This window comes from Streptomyces sp. NPDC034670, from assembly GCF_055574875.1.
Genome location: NZ_JBVITR010000005.1, coordinates 1 through 17996 on the forward strand (window position 1 = coordinate 1; position 17996 = coordinate 17996).

Here is a 17996-nt window from a genome sequence, read left to right on the forward strand (position 1 = left end):
CCCCCCCCCCCCCCCCCCCCCCCCCCCCCCCCCCCCCCCCCCCCCCCCCCCCCCCCCCCCCCCCCCCCCCCCCCCCCCCCCCCCCCCGGGTGCCGCCCCGGGACGCCTCAGGACACCTCGGCCCCCGCCACCACGGGCGGCTCGCCCAGCCGGTCCAGCGCCGCCTTCGCCCGCGGCACCCGCAGCGGCGAGAAGTGCGGGTTGATCCGCAGCGCCTCCCGCAGGTGCCGCCGGGCCGCCCCGGACCGCCCCAGCTCCCGCTCGATCATGCCCCGGTGGAAGGCGTACAGCGCGCTGCGCACCCCGCCGCCCCGGGGCTCCTCCGTGGCCCGCACCGCGAACGGCAGCGCCTCCCCGGACCGGCCCGCCCGGTGCAGCGCCCAGCCCAGCGCGTCCGCCACCTCCGTCGACGGCTGCCGCTCCCACTGGGCCCGCAGCCGCCGCACCGCGGACTCCGCGTCCCCGTGGTCCGCCTCGAACCGGCCCAGCACCAGGTCCTCGTCGGCCCCGTGCGCCGCGGCCAGCCGGACCCGGTCGCGCACCAGGCCGTACTGCGCCTCGGCCTCCCGCCGCAGCCCCAGCGACTCGTACAGCTCACCCAGTTCCAGCGCGTACCCGGGCCGGGGCTGCCGGGCCAGCGCCGCCCGGTACGCGTCCAGCGCCTCGGCCGTCCGGCCCAGCGCCGCGAGCACCCTGCCCTGCCCGGCCTGCGCCGCCCGCTGGTCGGGGTCGAGGCGCACCGCCTCCCGGAAGTGCCGCAGCGCGTCCCGGAGGTCGCCGCGCTCCCAGGACAGCTGCCCGGCCTGCTCCAGGTACGCCGCCCGCTCGGCCGGCTCCCCGGTGGCCGACACCGCGTCGGCCAGCAGCACCTCCGCGTCCTCCCGCCGGCCCCGGTCCCGGTGCGCGGCCGCCGCCCGCGCCATCACCTCGGGCCCGGAGCGCAGCGCGGCCAGCCGCTCCAGCAGTTCCTCCGCCGCCTCGCGGTCGCCGAGCCCGGCGCACGCCTCGATCAGCGGCGGGTACGTCGTCCACCGCTCCGGCTCCAGCTTCCGCGCCTCCTCGCCCCACCGGCGCGCCGCGGCGTGGTCCCGGCGCGCGTTCGCCAGCGCCGCCAGGCCCCGCAGCGCCCGGGCGTTGCCCTTCGGCCGCACCGCCAGCGAGGTGCGCAGCGCCTTCTCGGCCCGCGGGTAGTACGCCGGGTCCGCCAGCCGCCGCGCCTGCTCCACCCGGGCCGCCCCGAGGACCGCCCAGGCCTCCGCGTCCTTCGGGTGCTTCCCCAGGTGCCGCTCGTGCTCCTCGACCAGCACCGTCAGGTCGGGCAGCGCGGGCGGCACCCCGCTGGTGACCGCCGCGAGCGCCCGCGCCCCCGGATCCGGCGCGTCCACCGGGCGCTCGCGCGGCGCCGGCGCCGGTCCCGGCAGCAGCACCCCGCCGAACACCGCGGCGAGCACCGCGCACCCGGCGAGCGAGGAGAGCAGCACCCGGCGGCGGACCCGCCGGCCGGGGCCGTGTGGCTTGTCGTCCATGGCGCCCACTGTGCGCCAGACCCCGCGTTCATACGATGAACACACCTCGGCGTGACGCTGTTGCCGTACGCGGGGTTCACACCGATGGCCCCGGGTGTCACGCTGTGATCATGAGCCGTATCGAAGCGCGACGCGACGAAGACACGGTGACGGCCGGCCCCCTCGTCGGCCGGCTGCTCGACGGCCTGCCCCCCGAGGCCGTCCTCACCGACCCCGACGTCACGGCCTCCTACGCCCACGACATGGCGAGCTTCTGCCCGGCCGGCAGCCCCGCCGTGGTCGTCCTGCCCCGCACGGTCGAACAGGTGCAGCACGTCATGCGCACCGCCACCGCGCTGCGCGTGCCGGTCGTCCCCCAGGGCGCCCGCACCGGCCTGTCCGGCGCGGCCAACGCGACCGACGGCTGCGTCGTGCTCTCCCTGACGAAGATGGACCGCATCCTGGAGATCAGCCCGGTCGACCGGATCGCCGTGGTCGAACCCGGCGTCGTCAACGCCGACCTGGCCCGCGCCGTCGGCGAGCACGGCCTGCACTACCCGCCCGACCCCTCCAGCTGGGAGACGTGCACCATCGGCGGCAACATCGGCACCGCCTCGGGCGGGCTGTGCTGCGTGAAGTACGGCGTCACGGCCGAGTACGTCCTCGGCCTGGACGTGGTGCTGGCCGACGGCCGGCTGCTGTCCACCGGCCGCCGCACCGTCAAGGGCGTCGCCGGATACGACCTGACCCGCCTGTTCGTCGGCTCCGAGGGCACCCTCGGCATCGTCGTCCGCGCGGTCCTCGCCCTGAAGCCCGAACCGCCCGGGCAGCTGGTGCTGGCCGCGGAGTTCGCCTCCTCCGCCGCCGCCTGCGACGCGGTGTGCCGGATCATGAAGACGGAAGGGCGCGGAGCGCGTCCGCGGAAGGGCGGTGGTGGGCGACGGGCGGGCGGGCACGTCCCCGCGCTCCTGGAACTCATGGACCGCACGACGGTCGCGGCCGTCAACGACCTGACCCGCATGGGCCTCCCGGAGACCACCGGGGCCCTGCTGCTCGTCGCCTTCGACACCCCCGACCCGGCCGCCGACCTCGCCGCCGTCGGCGCGCTGTGCGAGGCCGCGGGCGCCACCCGGGTCGTCCCGGCCGAGGACGCCGCCGAGTCCGAACTGCTGCTCCAGGCGCGGCGGACGTCCCTGGTCGCCCTGGAGGCGGTCAAGGGCACGACGATGATCGACGACGTGTGCGTGCCCCGCTCCCGGCTCGGCGAGTTCATCGACGGCGTCGAGCGGATCTCCGCCGGGCACCGGCTCACCATCGGCGTCGTCGCCCACGCGGGCGACGGCAACACCCACCCGACGGTCTGCTTCGACGCGACGGACCCCGAGGAGTCCCGGCGGGCCCGCGCGTCCTTCGACGAGATCATGGCGCTCGGTCTGGAACTGGGCGGCACCATCACCGGCGAGCACGGCGTGGGCGTCCTGAAGAAGGAGTGGCTGGCGCGCGAGATCGGCCCGGTGGGGGTGGAGCTGCACCGGGCCCTCAAGCAGGTCTTCGACCCGCTGAACCTCCTCAACCCGGGCAAGCTGTTCTGAATCCTCCGAACCGTGCGCGGATTTCCGGAAAATCTTTCGCCCGGTACCCCGTCGGTGCCCGAAAGGGGTGGGTCCGGCGGGACGGGCGGTCAGGCCCGCCCCCGTCTGATAGATGTGGTTTCCCCCCGACCCATCCCTCGAGCAGATACGGGACGACGGACATGAGCGCCCCAACCCCGGCCCCCGGCGACGACACGCCCCGCGAAGGGTATTACCCGGACCCGTCCATCCCTGGATACGTCCGGTACTGGAACGGCGCCGCCTGGGTGCCCGGCACGAGCCGTCCGGCGCCCCGGGACGGCGAGCCGCTCGCCCCGCCGCCCGGCGCGCGGCCGGCGCAGCCCGCCGTCGAGGAGACCGGCCCGCACTTCTTCGACGAGGACCCGGTCGACGCCCCGGACCCCTCCCCGGCCGGGTCGCAGCACGGCAGCCGGCCCGAACCCGCCTCGGCCTGGGGCGCCGACCGCTCCCGCCAGTCGGGCTTCGGCGGCGACCAGGACCGCCTGGTCTCCTGGGGCGCCGACCCGAGGGTCCCGCACGCCCCCGCACCGGAGCCGGCGCCCGCGGCGCCCGCGGGGACGGACGCGGACCGGCCGGAGGCGGACCCGGCCGCCCAGGACGGCACCTTCGTGTTCCGCAGGCCGGCGGCGGGTCCCCGGCGGGCGCCGGCCGCCCCGGCCGACGCCCCCGGGGACGAGGGCACCATGACCTTCCGCGCCGTCCCCCCGCGCGCGGGCGCGCCGGGCGGGGGACCGGCGGGCCCCGCCGCCTCCCGGGGACCCGGGTTCGGGGCCGGGAAGGCCGCCGCCCGTGCCGCCGCCGAGCGGGCGGCGGGCGCCGGCCCGGCCGTCCCCCCGGCGCCGTCCGGACCGCAGCAGGTCGCCCCGGCCGTCCCCCCGCAGGCCGGCCCGGCCCGGCCCGCCCCGGTCGCGGCCGCCCCCGCCCCCGCCCCCGCTCCCGGCGGCGCGCCGCTGACGAGCGGGCCCGGCGGCGGTCAGTCCTCCTGGGCGCAGCAGGTGCACCGGCTCGCGGGCGGCGAGGAGCCGCCGGCCGCGCCGTGGAAGCCGCCGGCCGAGGACCCGTTCCAGGCCGCCGCCCGGAGGCAGGCGGCGGCCCGGCCCGCGGCGCTCGGCAGGCGGCTGGCCGCTCGGCTGCTGGACACCGTCGTGCTCGGGGGCGTCACGGCCGCGGCCGCCGTACCGCTGGGCGTCAGGGCGGTGGACCACGTCGACGCGAAGATCGAGGCGGCCAGGCTGTCCGGCGAGACCGTCACGGTCTGGCTGCTCGACGGCACGACCTCGGTGTACCTCGGCATCGTCCTCGCCGTCCTCCTCCTCGCCGGTGTCCTCTACGAGGTGCTGCCCACCGTCAAGTGGGGCCGCACCCTGGGCAAGAGGCTGATGGGCCTGGAGGTGCGGGACATCGAGGGGCACGAGGCGCCGGAGTTCGGCGCGGCCCTGCGCCGCTGGCTGGTCTACAGCGTCCCCGGGCTCCTCGTCGTCGGGGTCGTCGGAATCCTGTGGTGCCTGTTCGACAAGCCCTGGCGCCAGTGCTGGCACGACAAGGCCGCGCACACGTTCGTGGCGGGCTGACGGCGCGGCACGCCCGGCCCGCGCGCCGTGCGGGAACGGTACTCCGGACGGCCGCTCGCCGGATGCGGGGGCGGGGGGTTCGCGGTCGACTCGGGCCATGAGCACCGAACCGCCCTCCGGCTCCGGTCAGCAGCCGCCGGACGACGACCCCTTCCGGAAGCAGCCCCCGCCGGGCGGCCCGTCGGGCCCCGGCGGCTCCGGAGCACCGGGACCGGGCTCCCCGTACGACGCCCCGTACGGGGACCGGCCCCCGCCGTACTCGGGCGGCGGCCCCGGCGGGGGCGGCGGTGATCCCTACGGCGGGGGCGGCGGCCCCTACGGCGGCGGCCCCGGCCCCGACCCCCTCGCCGGCATGCCCCCGCTCGCCGACAGCGGGCGGCGCACGCTCGCCCGCGTCATCGACATGATCCTCGTGGCCGTCGTGGTCTGGCTGCTCACCTGGCCGTTCGGCGTCGGCCGCTACACCGTCGACGGCGGTGACGTGAACGTCGGCAGCTCCTTCTGGCAATCCCTGGTCGCCGCCGCCCTCTACATCGCCTACGACACGCTCCTGACGGCACGGTCCGGCCAGACCCTGGGCAAGAGGTGGCTGAAGCTGCGGGTGGCCAACCTCTCCGACGGCGCCACCCCCTCCGTGCAGACCTCGCTGATCCGCGCGGCCGTGCTGTGGCTGCCGTTCGCGTTCTGCTGCGCCTGCGTCTGGACCGTGATCGCGGGTGGCTGGAGCTTCTTCGACCGGCCCTACAAGCAGGGCCTGCACGACAAGGCCGCCAGAACGGTCGTGGTCAGTACCGGCTGACCGGGCCGGACCGGGCGGCGGGAGGGCCGGACGGGGCGTCAGGACGCCGCGCGCTCCCGCACCGGTTCACGGGCCGGCTCGCGGGCCGGGGAGGGAACGGCGGCCCGGACCGCCCGCAGGGGAGCGGGCCGGCGCGCCGCGGTGGGACGGGGCCCGGACAGCGGGGCCCGCAGGGCCACCAGCACGCCGAGGGCGAGGGCCGCGACGGCGACGAAGGCGATCCCCACGGTCGACGTCGCACCTGACAACAGCAGCATGGCGAGGGCCGCGAGGACCACGGTGCACGAACCGCGGACGAGCTGAGCGACAGTCGGACGGGGCATGGCCATCGTGTCCTAGGAAGTCGGGGGCCTTCGGCCTGGCTTCGCACCGCATCAGGGCGTTCCGCCAAGCGACTTTACCGCGAGGGTGCCCGAGGGGAACCGGCGGTAAGCGTGACCCGGCCGACACGGCCGGTGCACGGGGGGCGCACGGATTCATGGCGCCCCTCCACCGGACGAATACGCGCGCCCGTTCGGTTTCGCCCCCACGTGTCCGGTACGCGAACACGATCTCCGCATAATGCACTTGATCTGTTCAAGTCAAGGTCTGTTTTTTCTGTCGAACCTCTAGTCGAATGTGGTCACTTGACTACACGCGTTGATCAACGTGCGACGCGGGCCCTCCACCGACGGACGCCCTGTCCGCGCGCACGCACGCGGGAGGGGATCTCAAGTGACCAGTAGACCCTGGACGTTCAGAGCAGCCGCGATAGGCGTGGCCCTCGCGGCGGCCACCGCCACCTGCTCTGCGTTCACCGTGGCCCAGGCCCACACGGCCGACGCGGCCGACCGGCCCGGCGCCGTGGAACGGCACGACCCGGCGGAGCACCACCACGTCGAGCACGACCTCGAGGGCCCGCTCTCCAAGACCCAGGAGGCCCAGCGCGAAGAGGCGCTGAAGCAGGTCCTCTCCGGCAAGGCCGAGGTGAGGAAGAAGGACGGCTCGAAGGTCGTCCAGCTCAAGGGCAAGAAGGGCGACACCAAGTACGTCGAGCTCGGCCGCGAGAAGACCGACAAGATCTTCACGATCCTGGTCGAGTTCGGCGACCGGATCGACAGCCGCTACGGCGGCACGCCGGGCCCGCTGCACAACCAGATCGCCAAGCCGGACCGTAAGAAGGATAACTCCACGGCCTGGCAGGAGGACTACGACCAGCAGCACTTCGAGGACCTGTACTTCGGTTCCGGCAAGGGCGTCGACTCGGTCAAGACGTACTTCGAGAAGCAGTCCTCCGGGCGCTACTCGGTCGAGGGCGAGGTCTCCGACTGGGTCAAGGTCCCGTACAACGAGGCCCGTTACGGCAACAACGCCTGCGGTCAGAGCACCTGCTCGAGCGTGTGGAACGTCGTCAGCGACGGTTTGGACGCCTGGGTCGCCCAGCAGAAGGCGGCCGGCCGCACCGACGCCCAGATCAAGGCGGACGTCGCCCGGTTCGACGAGTGGGACCGCTACGACTTCGACGGCGACGGCGACTTCAACGAGCCCGACGGCTACATCGACCACTTCCAGATCGTGCACGCCGGCGAGGACGAGTCCGCGGGCGGCGGCGCCCAGGGCGAGGACGCGATCTGGGCCCACCGCTGGTACGCCTTCGGCACCGACGCCGGCGCCACCGGCCCCGAGCAGAACAAGCTCGGCGGCGCCCCGGTCGGCGAGACCGGCATCTGGGTCGGCGACTACACCGTCCAGCCGGAGAACGGCGGACTCGGCGTCTTCGCCCACGAGTACGGCCACGACCTCGGCCTGCCGGACCTCTACGACACCGCCGGCGGCGAGAACTCCACCGGCTTCTGGACCCTGATGTCCTCCGGCTCCTGGCTGGGCACCGGCAAGAAGGAGATCGGTGACCTGCCCGGCGACATGACCGCCTGGGACAAGCTCCAGCTCGGCTGGCTGAACTACGACACCGCCAAGGCCGGCGTCAACTCCTGGCACAAGCTGGGCCTCGCCGAGTACAACACCAAGCACAAGCAGGCGCTGGTCGTCGAGCTGCCGAAGAAGGCGGTCACCACCGAGATCGTCCCGCCCGCCCAGGGCTCGACCCAGTGGTGGAGCGGCAGCGGTGACAACCTCAGGAACACGCTGACCCGCGGTGTCGACCTCACCGGGAAGTCGTCCGCCGAGCTGGCCTTCGACGGCTGGTACGACATCGAGGCCGAGTACGACTACCTCTACACCGAGGTGTCGACCGACGGCGGCGCCAACTGGACCGCGATCGACGGCACGGTGGACGGCCGGCCGATCCCGCGCGACGGCAGCGACAAGCCGGCCCTGACCGGCACGCTCGACGGCTACCAGAGGTTCGCGTACTCCCTCGACGCCTACGCCGGCCAGAAGATCGACCTCCGCTTCCGCTACCAGACCGACGGCGGCGTGGCCCAGAAGGGCTTCACGGCCGACGCGATCACGGTCACCGCGGACGGCGCGCCCGTCTTCGCCGACGACGCCGAGAGCGCGGACGGCGCCTGGACGGCCACCGGCTTCTCCCGCGTCGGCGCGTCCTTCACCAAGGACTACGCGCAGTACTACATCGCCGAGAACCGCCAGTACGTGTCGTACGACAAGACCCTCGAGGTCGGCCCCTACAACTTCGGCTTCACGGACCGTCCCGACTGGGTGGAGCACTACGCGTACCAGACCGGTCTGCTGATCTGGAAGTGGGACACCTCGCAGCAGGACAACAACACCAGCCAGCACCCCGGCACCGGTCTGATCCTGCCGGTCGACTCCCACCCGACCGCGCTGAAGTGGTCCGACGGCACGCTGATGCGCAACCGCATCCAGACCTACGACGCGCCGTTCAGCACGTACCGCACCGGCGGCATGACGCTGCACAAGGCGGACGTGGCGAAGTGGATCCCCTCGTCGAAGGGCGTGCCGGTCTTCAACGACCGCACCAACGACTACTACGACGAGTCGAACCCGACCGGCAGCGTCAAGATCACTGACACCAACACGAAGATCAAGATCCTGAAGGAGGCCAAGAACGGCTCGACGATCGAGCTGGAGGTCGGCCCCGCGGGGAGGTAGGACCACGTCTTCGCAGGTCAGAGCATGATCGGCGGCGACCCCCTGGCGGGTCGCCGCCGATCCGTGTTTAGGTGCGTCCTGTGGCTCTCTTATTGACACCGGATGACACGGGGGTATGACCACATGGCCGCAGGAGGTTTCTGCAAGCTGCCGGACGGCACCGTGGTGGTGGCGCTGAACCTGCCCAGCCCCGCCGCCGGCGGGCCGGCCGGGGTCCGCGTGCTCGTCCGCGCGCACAACCGGGCGCGCGCCCTGACCAGGCTGCGCAACCTGGGGCTGCGGGCGGTCTACCTGCGGGGCAACGCGGCCCCGCCGACCCCCGACGAGGTCACGGCGGTGCTGCACCACCCGGACGGCCTGATATGGCGGACGGCGCCCGACGGCGGCGGGCCGGCGACCGGCCTCGCCCCGGCCGTGGAGCTGTGGCGCCCCATCAGAGCCCTGTTCAGGCGTCCCGCGGCATCCGGTCCCACGGCACCCGCGTGACGGACGCCGCGGCACCCGCGTGACGGCCGCCGCGAGGCCCGCGTGAGGCCGCGGCGGGGCCCCGGGACCCCTGCGAGGGCGCACGGGACCCGGGTGCGGTCACCGCGGGGCCCGTGCGAGGGCCGTCACTGGACGACCGGCTTGCCCGAGAGTTCCACGCCCGCCTCGCGCAGCTCCTCGAGCGCCCGCTCGGTGGTCTGCGCGGACACCCCGGCGGTGAGGTCGAGCAGGACCTGGGTGCGGAAGCCCTCGCGGGCGGCGTCCAGGGCGGTGGCGCGCACGCAGTGGTCGGTGGCGATGCCCACCACGTCCACCTCGTCGACCTCCCGGGCCCGCAGCCAGTCGGCCAGGCCCGTGCCGTTCTCGTCGGTCCCCTCGAACCCGCTGTAGGCCGCCGAGTACGCCCCCTTGTCGAAGACGGCGTCGATCGCGCCGGAGGCGACCGCGGGGGCGAAGTTCGGGTGGAAGCCGACGCCCTCGGTCCCGGCGACGCAGTGCGCGGGCCAGGAGCGGACGTAGTCGGGGTTGTCGGCGAAGTGCCCGCCGGGGGCGATGTGGTGGTCGCGGGTGGCCACCACGTGCCGGTAGCCGGCCGGGGCCTGCCCGATCAGCTCGGTGATGGCGGCGGCCACGTCGGCGCCGCCGGCCACCGCGAGGCTGCCTCCCTCGCAGAAGTCGTTCTGCACGTCGACGACGATCAAGGCGCGGCGCATGGTCGGTGTCCTTCGGCTCTGGGGTCGGGTGGGGAGCGGCCCGGCCGTGGAGGTCCGAGCCTAGGGAACGAGGGTCGATGCGGACAGGGGCGAGGCGGAGCGGGCAGGGGCCCTGACCCGCCGGTGACGGCACATGCCGCTTTAGCTACCCGGGCCCGCGTGCACGTACTCCGTCGGGAGGACGGGTTCCCCGCGGGAGAGCTGCGTAGCGGACAGGGGGAGGCCCGCGCGGGCCGCCGCGTGCCGGTCGCGGACCACGTCCAGCGGCTCGCGCGCGAGCACCTCGCCGCCCTCGACCAGCTTCACCAGCAGCTGCCGGTCGGCCAGGTCGTCGGGCACCTCGCCGGTGCCGACCACCTCGGCCTCGGCGACACCGTACGCGTCCAGCCGCCGCGCGGCCCACTTCCGGCCGCCGAGGGAGGTCTTCCCGCCGGAGGACCTCTTCGCCACCGGCACCAGCGGCGCCCCGGGGTCGTCGGAGGCGGCGCGGGCGACCAGCTTGTAGACCATGGAGGCCGTCGGGTGCCCGGAGCCGGTCACGAGCTGGGTGCCCACCCCGTAGGCGTCCACGGGCGCCGCCGCCAGCGAGGCGATGGCGTACTCGTCCAGGTCCGAGGTCACCAGGATCCTCGTGCCGGTCGCGCCCAGTTCGTCCAGCTGCTGGCGCACCCGGTGCGCCACCAGCAGCAGGTCGCCGGAGTCGATGCGCACGGCGCCCAGCTCCGGTCCGGCGATCTCGACGGCGGTGCGGACCGCCTCGGTCACGTCGTAGGTGTCCACCAGCAGGGTCGTCCCGCCGCCGAGCGAGTCCACCTGGGCGCGGAACGCGTCCCGCTCGGTGTCGTGCAGCAGGGTGAAGGCGTGGGCGGAGGTGCCCACGGTCGGGATGTTGTAGCGGAAGCCGGCCGCGAGGTCGGAGGTGGAGGCGAAGCCGCCGATGTACGCGGCCCGCGAGGCGGCCACCGCGGCCAGCTCGTGGGTGCGCCGGGCGCCCATCTCGATCAGCGGCCGGTCGCCGGCGGCGGACGACATCCGGGAGGCCGCCGCGGCGATCGCCGAGTCGTGGTTGAGGATCGACAGGATCACGGTCTCCAGCAGCACGCACTCGGCGAAGCTGCCCTCGACCCGCATGATCGGCGAGCCGGGGAAGTACACCTCGCCCTCGGGGTAGCCCCAGACGTCGCCGGAGAAGCGGTAGCCGGCCAGCCACTCCAGGGTCGGGTCGTCGACGACGTGCTGGTCGCGCAGGAAGCGCAGGACGTCCGCGTCGAAGCGGAAGTTCTCCACCGCGTCCAGCACCCGGCCGGTGCCGGCCACCACGCCGTAGCGGCGGCCGTCCGGCAGCCGCCGGGTGAAGACCTCGAACACGCTGCGCCGCCCGGCCGTGCCGGCCTTCAGGGCGGCCTGCAGCATCGTCAGCTCGTAGTGGTCGGTGAAGAGCGCCGTCGAGGGGACGGTCACCGGCAGCCCAAGGTCCGCTGTGTTCATGGCAGGGATGCTACCCCCATTTCGTCAGTTTGACGATTTGAGGTCCGTGCACCGGAACGGCAGGCCGGTTTGTGCGACCACCCCCCTGCGGTGGCAGCATGGTCGGTGTGACGTCACCCGCACCCCTGGAGATCGAACGCACCGAGTCGGCGGAGGAGGCCTTCGCCGTCCCCGAGCCCGACGTCCCGTGGGTCACCATCGTCCACAACGACCCGGTCAACCTCATGAGCTACGTGACGTACGTCTTCCAGACGTACTTCGGCTACTCCAAGGACAAGGCCACCAAGCTCATGCTCGACGTCCACCACAAGGGCCGGGCGGTCGTCTCCAGCGGCACCCGCGAGGAGATGGAGCGCGACGTCCAGGCCATGCACGGCTACGGGTTGTGGGCCACCCTCCAGCAGGACCGGAAGTGACCGAACCGGACATGACCCGACCCCGCCCGCAGGACCGGAAGTAGCGAAACGCCTCCATGCCAGGACACTTCGAACCGCTCCCCGACGGCGGCGCGGCCGTCGCCCTCGACGACGTCGAGATCTCCATCATCCGGTCCCTGGCCGTGCAGCTGATGGAGCTCATCGGCCCCGGCCCGGCCGGGGACGCCTCCGGCGACCCGCTCGCCGAGCTGTTCTCCGAGGGCCCGAGCGAGCCGCCCTCCGACCCGGTGCTGCGCCGCCTCTTCCCGGACGCCTACGGCGGCCCGGAGCAGCCCGCGTCCGCGAAGGAGGCCGAGCAGCGGCGGGCGTACTCCGCCGAGTTCCGCCGCTACACCGAGAACGACCTGCGCGCCGGCAAGCGCGAGAACGCCCTCGCGGTGATCCGCTCCCTGGACGCGCTCGCCCCGGCCGGCGAGGGCGGGGCGGTGCTCAAGCTGGCGCCCGAGGAGTCGCGGCAGTGGCTCGGCGCCCTGAACGACCTGCGCCTGGCGATCGGCTCCCGCCTGGAGATCAGCGACGAGGAGGACGGCGACCTCCTCCTCCACCTGTCCGACGAGGACCCGCGCAAGCCGATGGTGATGGCCTACCTGTGGCTCGGCGGTCTCCAGGAGACGCTCGTCTCGACGCTCATGCCGTAGATCCGAGCGGTATGTCCGGATAAGTGATCCGATCTGTTCGCTCAGAGGAACCTCAAGTCCGAATAACGATCCCATTACCGCCCCTGTGGCTTTACACCACATGGGCGGTTTCATGTGATGCGGGTCACTCGAAGCCGCGAAAGTGACGTGGTAGAAATCGGCACCTCGCTCGCGGCCCACCCCGCCGCGGCCGAGGAAGCCGGTCATCGCCGGTGTGTACGACCAGCACGACAGGAGGACGACGGTCCCGGTCCGCGGGCCGCCGCCCCATCGCCGTCGCCGAACGGGACGTATATGGGCCCCGCCCGCATCGCCACCCGCTCCGCTGCGCACGCCAGCACGTCCCCGCGCCACTGAGGAAGATCGATGTCACTCGACTCCGTCACCACCACCATCGACGACGCCATCAGCGATTTCTTCGACCCCGTCGCGACCACCGTCGGCGACATCGTCTTCTACGCCGTCCCGGTCGGCGGGACCGAGCTCCCGCTCATCGTCGCCTGGCTCGTGATCGCAGGCCTGGTCTTCACCGGCTGGTTCGGCCTGATCCAGGCGCGCAAGCTCAAACTCGCCTTCGACGTCGTGCGCGGCAAGTACGACGAGGAGGGCTCGCCCGGCGAGGTCAGCCACTTCCAGGCGCTGACCGCGGCCGTCTCCGGCACCGTCGGCCTCGGCAACATCGCCGGTGTCGCCGTCGCCGTCTCCATCGGCGGCCCGGGTGCCACCTTCTGGATGATCCTGTGCGGCCTGCTCGGCATGGCCACCAAGTTCGTCGAGGTCACCCTCGGCGTGAAGTACCGCGAGGAGCACGCGGACGGCACCGTCTCCGGCGGCCCCATGCACTACCTGCCCAAGGGACTCGCCGATCGCTTCGGCAGCGGCGGCGCCAGGCTCGGCAAGGTGCTCGCCGTCCTCGCCTCCGTCATGATCCTGTTCTTCGGCCTGTTCGGCGGCAACCTGTTCCAGACCAACCAGAGCTACGCGCAGATCGCCTCCACCTTCGGCGGCGAGGACGGCTTCCTGGCCTCCTCCGCGGGGGCCGTGCTGTTCGGCCTGGTGGTGGCGGCCCTGGTCGGTCTCGTCCTGCTCGGCGGCATCCGCTCCATCGCCTCGGTCACCAGCCGGCTCGTCCCGGCGATGGCCGTCATGTACATCGTGGCCTGCCTGATCGTCATCCTGACCAACATCACCGCGGTGCCCGACGCGTTCGGCTCCATCATCGAGGGAGCCTTCCAGGCCGACGGTGTCGCGGGCGGCGTGATCGGCGCCCTGATCGTCGGCTTCCAGCGGGCCGCCTTCTCCAACGAGGCCGGCATCGGCTCCGCCCCGATCGCCCACTCCGCGGTCAGGACCAAGCACCCCGCGAGCGAGGGCCTGGTCGCCCTGCTGGAGCCGTTCATCGACACGGTCGTCATCTGCACCATGACCGCGCTGACCATCGTCATCGCCGCCCCCGCCAGCTGGGGCGAGGCCCGCTCGGGGGAGAACATCGGCGGCGTCACCATCACGTCCGACGCCTTCGGGACCGTCCTGCCCTGGTTCCCGAACCTGCTGACCGTCGCGGTGCTGCTGTTCGCCTTCTCCACGATCCTGACCTGGGGCTACTACGGCCTCAAGGCGTGGACGTACCTGTTCGGCCGGAGCAGGACCAGCGAGCTGGTCTTCAAGAGCGTCTGGAGCGTGTTCGTGATCGCGGGCTCCCTGCTCTCCCTCGACTCGCTGATCAGCCTCGCCGACTCGGCGCTCTTCCTGCTCTCGGTGTTCAACATCGTCGGCCTCTACCTGCTGGCCCCCGTGGTCAGGCGCGAGCTCAACTCCTTCCTCGAGTTCGTCCGCCGCCGCAACGCCGGCGGACCGGCGGCAGCCGAGCCCGCGAAGGACGGTCCCCGGGCCACCGAGGCACTCTGAGACCGCGGGCGGGCCTTCCGGCCCGCCCCTCCGGGACGCCCGTCCGCGCGGGAGCGCTCGTGGTGCTCCCCGCGGCGGCCGCTCAGGGCGTCCGGCATACGGGCCGTCGCGTACCACCCCTCGGTACGCGGCGGCCCGTTGCTTATCCTGACCCCATGCTGACCATCACCCAGGCCCTGTACGACAAGATCGTCGCCCACGCCCGCGAGGACCACCCCGACGAGGCGTGCGGCGTGGTGGCGGGCCCGGCGGGCTCCGGCCGGCCCGAGCGCTTCATCCCCATGGTGAACGCGGCCCGCTCGCCCACGTTCTACGAGTTCGACTCCCAGGACCTGCTGAAGCTGTACCGGGAGATGGACGACAACGACGAGGAACCGGTGGTCATCTACCACTCCCACACCGCGACCGAGGCCCACCCCTCCCGCACCGACATCGACCTCGCCAGCGAGCCCGGCGCCCACTACGTCCTGGTCTCCACCGCCGACACCGACGGCCTCGGCGAGTTCCAGTTCCGCTCCTTCCGGATCGTGGACGGCGAGGTCACCGAGGAGGAGGTCGAGGTGGTCGAGGCGTACTGACCGCCCGCCGGCCGCCCGCCGGTCCCGCCCCGGAGGCCGGGCACGCGGGTCTCGCCCTGCGGATGGAGGATGTCCGAGAGATGAGATCGCCTTCCGGGAAGCGGACCGGGAATCGATACGATGGGCCCATGGTTCTACTCGACGTGAGCGAAACGACGCCGGGCGCCCTGCTCGTGGCGCGGCTGCACGTCGACCTGTGCAGGCTGAACAGCACCCTCTGTTGACTCCCGCCGCCGCCGTACGGCCGTGAGCCGCGGCGCTCCCCGGGGCGGAACCCGGGGGACCCCCACGCGCGCCCACCGACCAGAACACACCCCCTTTCCGACAGGAGCCCGCAGCCATGGCCATCGAGGTCCGCATCCCGACCATCCTCCGCCAGTACACCGACGGCCGGAAGGCGGTGGAGGGCACCGGGAACACCCTCGCCGAGCTCTTCGCCGACCTCGACACCCGGCACGCGGGCATCCAGGCCCGCATCGTGGACGAGGGGCAGCTGCGCCGCTTCGTCAACGTCTACCTGAACGACGAGGACGTCCGCTTCCTCGACGGCATCAACACCAAGCTGTCCGACGGCGACAACGTCACGATCCTGCCGGCCGTGGCCGGCGGCATGGCCTGATCGGGATGCGGTACGACTCCCCGCTGGCCGCGGTGGGCAACACCCCCCTGGTGCGCCTGCCGCGGCTCTCGCCGTCCGCCGACGTCCGGATCTGGGCCAAGCTGGAGGACCGCAACCCCACCGGCTCGATCAAGGACCGCCCGGCCCTGTTCATGATCGAGCAGGCGGAGAAGGACGGCCGCCTGACCCCGGGCTGCACCATCCTCGAGCCGACCAGCGGCAACACCGGCATCTCGCTCGCCATGGCCGCGAGGCTCAAGGGCTACCGCATGGTGTGCGTGATGCCCGAGAACACCTCGCAGGAGCGCCGCGACCTGCTCGCCATGTGGGGCGCGGAGATCATCTCCTCCCCGGCCGCAGGCGGTTCCAACACCGCCGTGCGGGTCGCCAAGGAACTCTCCGCCGAGCACCCGGACTGGGTGATGCTGTACCAGTACGGCAACCCCGACAACGCCGGCGCGCACTACGCCGGCACCGGCCCCGAGATCCTCGCCGACCTGCCCTCGATCACGCACTTCGTGGCCGGCCTCGGCACCACGGGCACCCTGATGGGCGTCGGCCGCTACCTGCGCGAGCACAAGCCCGACGTGCGGATCGTCGCCGCCGAGCCCCGCTACGACGACCTGGTCTACGGTCTGCGCAACCTCGACGAGGGCTTCGTCCCCGAGCTGTACGACGCCTCCGTCCTCACCACCCGCTTCTCGGTCGGCTCCGCCGACGCGGTCACCCGCACCCGTGAACTGCTCGCGCAGGAGGGCATCTTCGCCGGGGTCTCCACCGGCGCGGCCCTGCACGCGGCGATCGGCGTGGCGAACAAGGCGCTGAAGGCGGGGGAGTCCGCCGACGTCGTCTTCGTCGTCGCCGACGGCGGCTGGAAGTACCTGTCGACCGGCGTGTACACGGCGGCCACGACGGAGGAGGCCATCGAGCGGCTCCAGGGCCAGCTCTGGGCGTAGGGCGGCACCGCCCGCGTCCCGCGCGGGCACCCCACCGCACGCGGGAAGGGACCGGAAGGGCACGCCTTCCGGTCCCTTCCCGCGTCCCGGGGCGTCACCCCGCGAGGTACCGCACCTGGTCCCACAGCGCCGGGTCCACCACGCCCACCCGGCGCCGGAAGTCCTCCACCGGGACCTCGCGCAGCTCGTCCGTCTCCAGGAAGCTCGCCCGCCCCCGCGCGTCCCCGACGGAGCCCGGGGGCAGCGCGATCACGCCCGCCCGCCCGTCCCGGAACCTCGTCGTGATCTTCGCGACGGTCGCCCGCCGCCCGCGCACCGACAGCACCAGGCACGGCCGGTCCTTGCTCCCCGGCCCGTCCTCGTAGGGCACCCCGGCCCACCAGATCTCCGCCGGCCGCGGCCCGTCCGCGCGGGCCCGCCCCCTCGGCCGCGGGAACCCGGCCCGGCGCTCCCGGGGCGGCCGCGTCCCCCGGCCCCACCCGTCGACGAGGGCGGTGACCAGGGCGAGCAGCACCACCGCGGCGAAGGCGAGCCACCAGGACGTGTCCATGCCCCGACGGTACCGGCGCGAGCCGTTGCCGCGCGCCCCCGGGGGTACCCGGAAGCACCGCTTCCAGCCGAACCGGTGACAGCACAGGTGAGTTCGCCCACAACGGCCCCTGGCGAAGGAGCGGCCAAAGGTTTCGCGCCGTACGCTCGACGAACCGCACGACCCCCGTTTTCACATCCCGCCAGCGGAGGTTTCTGCTTCATGAAGCTCACCGTCGTCGGCTGCTCGGGGTCGTTCCCGTCCGCGGAATCGGCCTGCTCGAGCTACCTCGTCGAGGCCGACGGCTTCCGGCTGCTCCTCGACCTGGGCAACGGCGCCCTGGGAGAGCTGCAGCGCCACTGCGGTCTCTACGACCTCGACGCGATCTTCCTCAGCCACCTGCACGCCGATCACTGCATCGACATGTGCGCGTACTTCGTGGCGCGCTACTACCGGCACGACGGCGGCCGCTGCGAGCCCCTGCCGGTCTACGGACCGGAGGGCACGGAGCACCGGCTGACCACCGCCTACGCCGACACCCCCTCGGCCTCCTCCATGAGCGAGGTCTTCGACTTCCACACGGTCAAGCCGTCCACCTTCGAGATCGGCCCGTTCACCGTCCACACCGAGCGCGTCGCGCACCCGGTGGAGGCGTACGGCATCCGCATCGAGCACGGCGGGAGGACCCTGACCTACTCCGGGGACACGGGAGTCAGCCCGGCGCTGGACGAACTCGCCCGCGACGCCGACCTGTTCCTGTGCGAGGCCGCCTTCACGCACGGCAAGGAGGACATCCCCGACCTGCACCTCAACGGCCGCGAGGCGGGGGAGACCGCGACCCGCGCCCGCGTCCGCCGCCTGATCCTCACCCACATCCCCCCGTGGACCGACCCGCGGGTCAACCTCGCCGACGCCCGCGCGGTGTACGACGGCCCGGTGGGGCTGGCGACGCCGGGCGCGGTGTACGAGGTCTGAACCCGCGGACGGGGGGGGGGGGGGGGGGGGGGGGGGGGGGGGGGGGGGGGGGGGGGGGGGGGGGGGTGGTCGTCGGGGGGGGGGGGGGGGAGGCTTTCGGCTTTGTTCT

Annotated in this window: 18 protein-coding genes; 13 read left to right on the top strand and 5 right to left on the bottom strand. The window is 73.3% G+C overall.

Going from position 1 to position 17996, the window contains the following annotated elements:
• Positions 1-107 precede the first annotated feature (107 nt).
• On the bottom strand, positions 108-1526 hold the full coding sequence (locus ACZ56B_RS05005; RefSeq protein ID WP_468786351.1) for a tetratricopeptide repeat protein: 1419 nt from the start codon (positions 1524-1526) through the stop codon (positions 108-110).
• Positions 1527-1630: 104 nt separating this feature from the next.
• Here ACZ56B_RS05005 and ACZ56B_RS05010 point away from each other — a divergent pair, with 104 nt between their 5' ends.
• The 3 genes from ACZ56B_RS05010 to ACZ56B_RS05020 all read left to right on the top strand — a co-directional run bounded on the left by ACZ56B_RS05010 (position 1631) and on the right by ACZ56B_RS05020 (position 5488).
• On the top strand, positions 1631-3097 hold the full coding sequence (locus ACZ56B_RS05010; RefSeq protein WP_468786353.1) for an FAD-binding oxidoreductase: 1467 nt from the start codon (positions 1631-1633) through the stop codon (positions 3095-3097).
• Between the two features lie 161 nt (positions 3098-3258).
• A complete protein-coding gene (locus tag ACZ56B_RS05015) occupies positions 3259-4689 on the top strand; it encodes an RDD family protein (protein ID WP_468786355.1) in 1431 nt (476 codons plus the stop codon).
• A gap of 97 nt (positions 4690-4786) precedes the next feature.
• The gene (locus ACZ56B_RS05020; RefSeq protein WP_468786357.1) at positions 4787-5488 is read left to right on the top strand and encodes an RDD family protein; all 702 of its coding nucleotides are present in this window, start codon (positions 4787-4789) and stop codon (positions 5486-5488) included.
• A 38-nt stretch (positions 5489-5526) separates the two neighbouring features.
• Here ACZ56B_RS05020 and ACZ56B_RS05025 read toward each other — a convergent pair whose 3' ends face one another.
• Positions 5527-5817: a hypothetical protein gene (locus ACZ56B_RS05025; RefSeq protein ID WP_468786359.1), complete on the bottom strand. Its 291-nt coding sequence runs from the start codon at positions 5815-5817 to the stop codon at positions 5527-5529.
• A 385-nt stretch (positions 5818-6202) separates the two neighbouring features.
• On the opposite strand from ACZ56B_RS05025, the gene ACZ56B_RS05030 reads away from it, so the two are divergent.
• Complete coding sequence (locus ACZ56B_RS05030) at positions 6203-8560, top strand: immune inhibitor A domain-containing protein (RefSeq protein WP_468786361.1); 2358 nt, start codon at positions 6203-6205, stop codon at positions 8558-8560.
• Positions 8561-8683: 123 nt separating this feature from the next.
• Entirely contained in the window at positions 8684-9046 is a 363-nt protein-coding gene (locus ACZ56B_RS05035) for a hypothetical protein (protein WP_468786363.1), read from the top strand.
• A 125-nt stretch (positions 9047-9171) separates the two neighbouring features.
• Here the strand turns inward: ACZ56B_RS05035 and ACZ56B_RS05040 are convergent, their stop codons facing one another.
• A complete protein-coding gene (locus ACZ56B_RS05040; RefSeq protein WP_468786365.1) occupies positions 9172-9759 on the bottom strand; it encodes a nicotinamidase in 588 nt (195 codons plus the stop codon).
• 141 nt (positions 9760-9900) lie between these two features.
• Entirely contained in the window at positions 9901-11247 is a 1347-nt protein-coding gene (locus ACZ56B_RS05045; RefSeq protein ID WP_468786367.1) for a nicotinate phosphoribosyltransferase, read from the bottom strand.
• Between the two features lie 98 nt (positions 11248-11345).
• Here ACZ56B_RS05045 and clpS point away from each other — a divergent pair, with 98 nt between their 5' ends.
• The 7 genes from clpS to ACZ56B_RS05080 all read left to right on the top strand — a co-directional run bounded on the left by clpS (position 11346) and on the right by ACZ56B_RS05080 (position 16383).
• Positions 11346-11663, top strand: coding sequence for an ATP-dependent Clp protease adapter ClpS (clpS, locus tag ACZ56B_RS05050; RefSeq protein ID WP_468786369.1), 318 nt, complete (start codon positions 11346-11348; stop codon positions 11661-11663).
• Positions 11664-11719: 56 nt separating this feature from the next.
• The gene (locus tag ACZ56B_RS05055) at positions 11720-12322 is read left to right on the top strand and encodes a DUF2017 domain-containing protein (protein WP_468786371.1); all 603 of its coding nucleotides are present in this window, start codon (positions 11720-11722) and stop codon (positions 12320-12322) included.
• Positions 12323-12688: 366 nt separating this feature from the next.
• Positions 12689-14230, top strand: coding sequence for an alanine/glycine:cation symporter family protein (locus ACZ56B_RS05060; protein WP_468786373.1), 1542 nt, complete (start codon positions 12689-12691; stop codon positions 14228-14230).
• Positions 14231-14385: 155 nt separating this feature from the next.
• Complete coding sequence (locus ACZ56B_RS05065; RefSeq protein ID WP_468786375.1) at positions 14386-14808, top strand: M67 family metallopeptidase; 423 nt, start codon at positions 14386-14388, stop codon at positions 14806-14808.
• Between the two features lie 128 nt (positions 14809-14936).
• Positions 14937-15032 carry a putative leader peptide gene (locus ACZ56B_RS05070; RefSeq protein ID WP_468786377.1) on the top strand — a complete coding sequence of 32 codons (96 nt, stop codon included), beginning with the start codon at positions 14937-14939 and terminating at the stop codon, positions 15030-15032.
• 116 nt (positions 15033-15148) lie between these two features.
• Positions 15149-15427, top strand: coding sequence for a MoaD/ThiS family protein (locus ACZ56B_RS05075; protein WP_468786379.1), 279 nt, complete (start codon positions 15149-15151; stop codon positions 15425-15427).
• A gap of 5 nt (positions 15428-15432) precedes the next feature.
• The gene (locus ACZ56B_RS05080; RefSeq protein ID WP_468786381.1) at positions 15433-16383 is read left to right on the top strand and encodes a PLP-dependent cysteine synthase family protein; all 951 of its coding nucleotides are present in this window, start codon (positions 15433-15435) and stop codon (positions 16381-16383) included.
• A 94-nt stretch (positions 16384-16477) separates the two neighbouring features.
• Here the strand turns inward: ACZ56B_RS05080 and ACZ56B_RS05085 are convergent, their stop codons facing one another.
• Complete coding sequence (locus tag ACZ56B_RS05085) at positions 16478-16933, bottom strand: type II toxin-antitoxin system PemK/MazF family toxin (protein ID WP_468786383.1); 456 nt, start codon at positions 16931-16933, stop codon at positions 16478-16480.
• Positions 16934-17134: 201 nt separating this feature from the next.
• Here ACZ56B_RS05085 and ACZ56B_RS05090 point away from each other — a divergent pair, with 201 nt between their 5' ends.
• A complete protein-coding gene (locus tag ACZ56B_RS05090) occupies positions 17135-17887 on the top strand; it encodes an MBL fold metallo-hydrolase (RefSeq protein WP_468786385.1) in 753 nt (250 codons plus the stop codon).
• Positions 17888-17996: the final 109 nt, after the last annotated feature.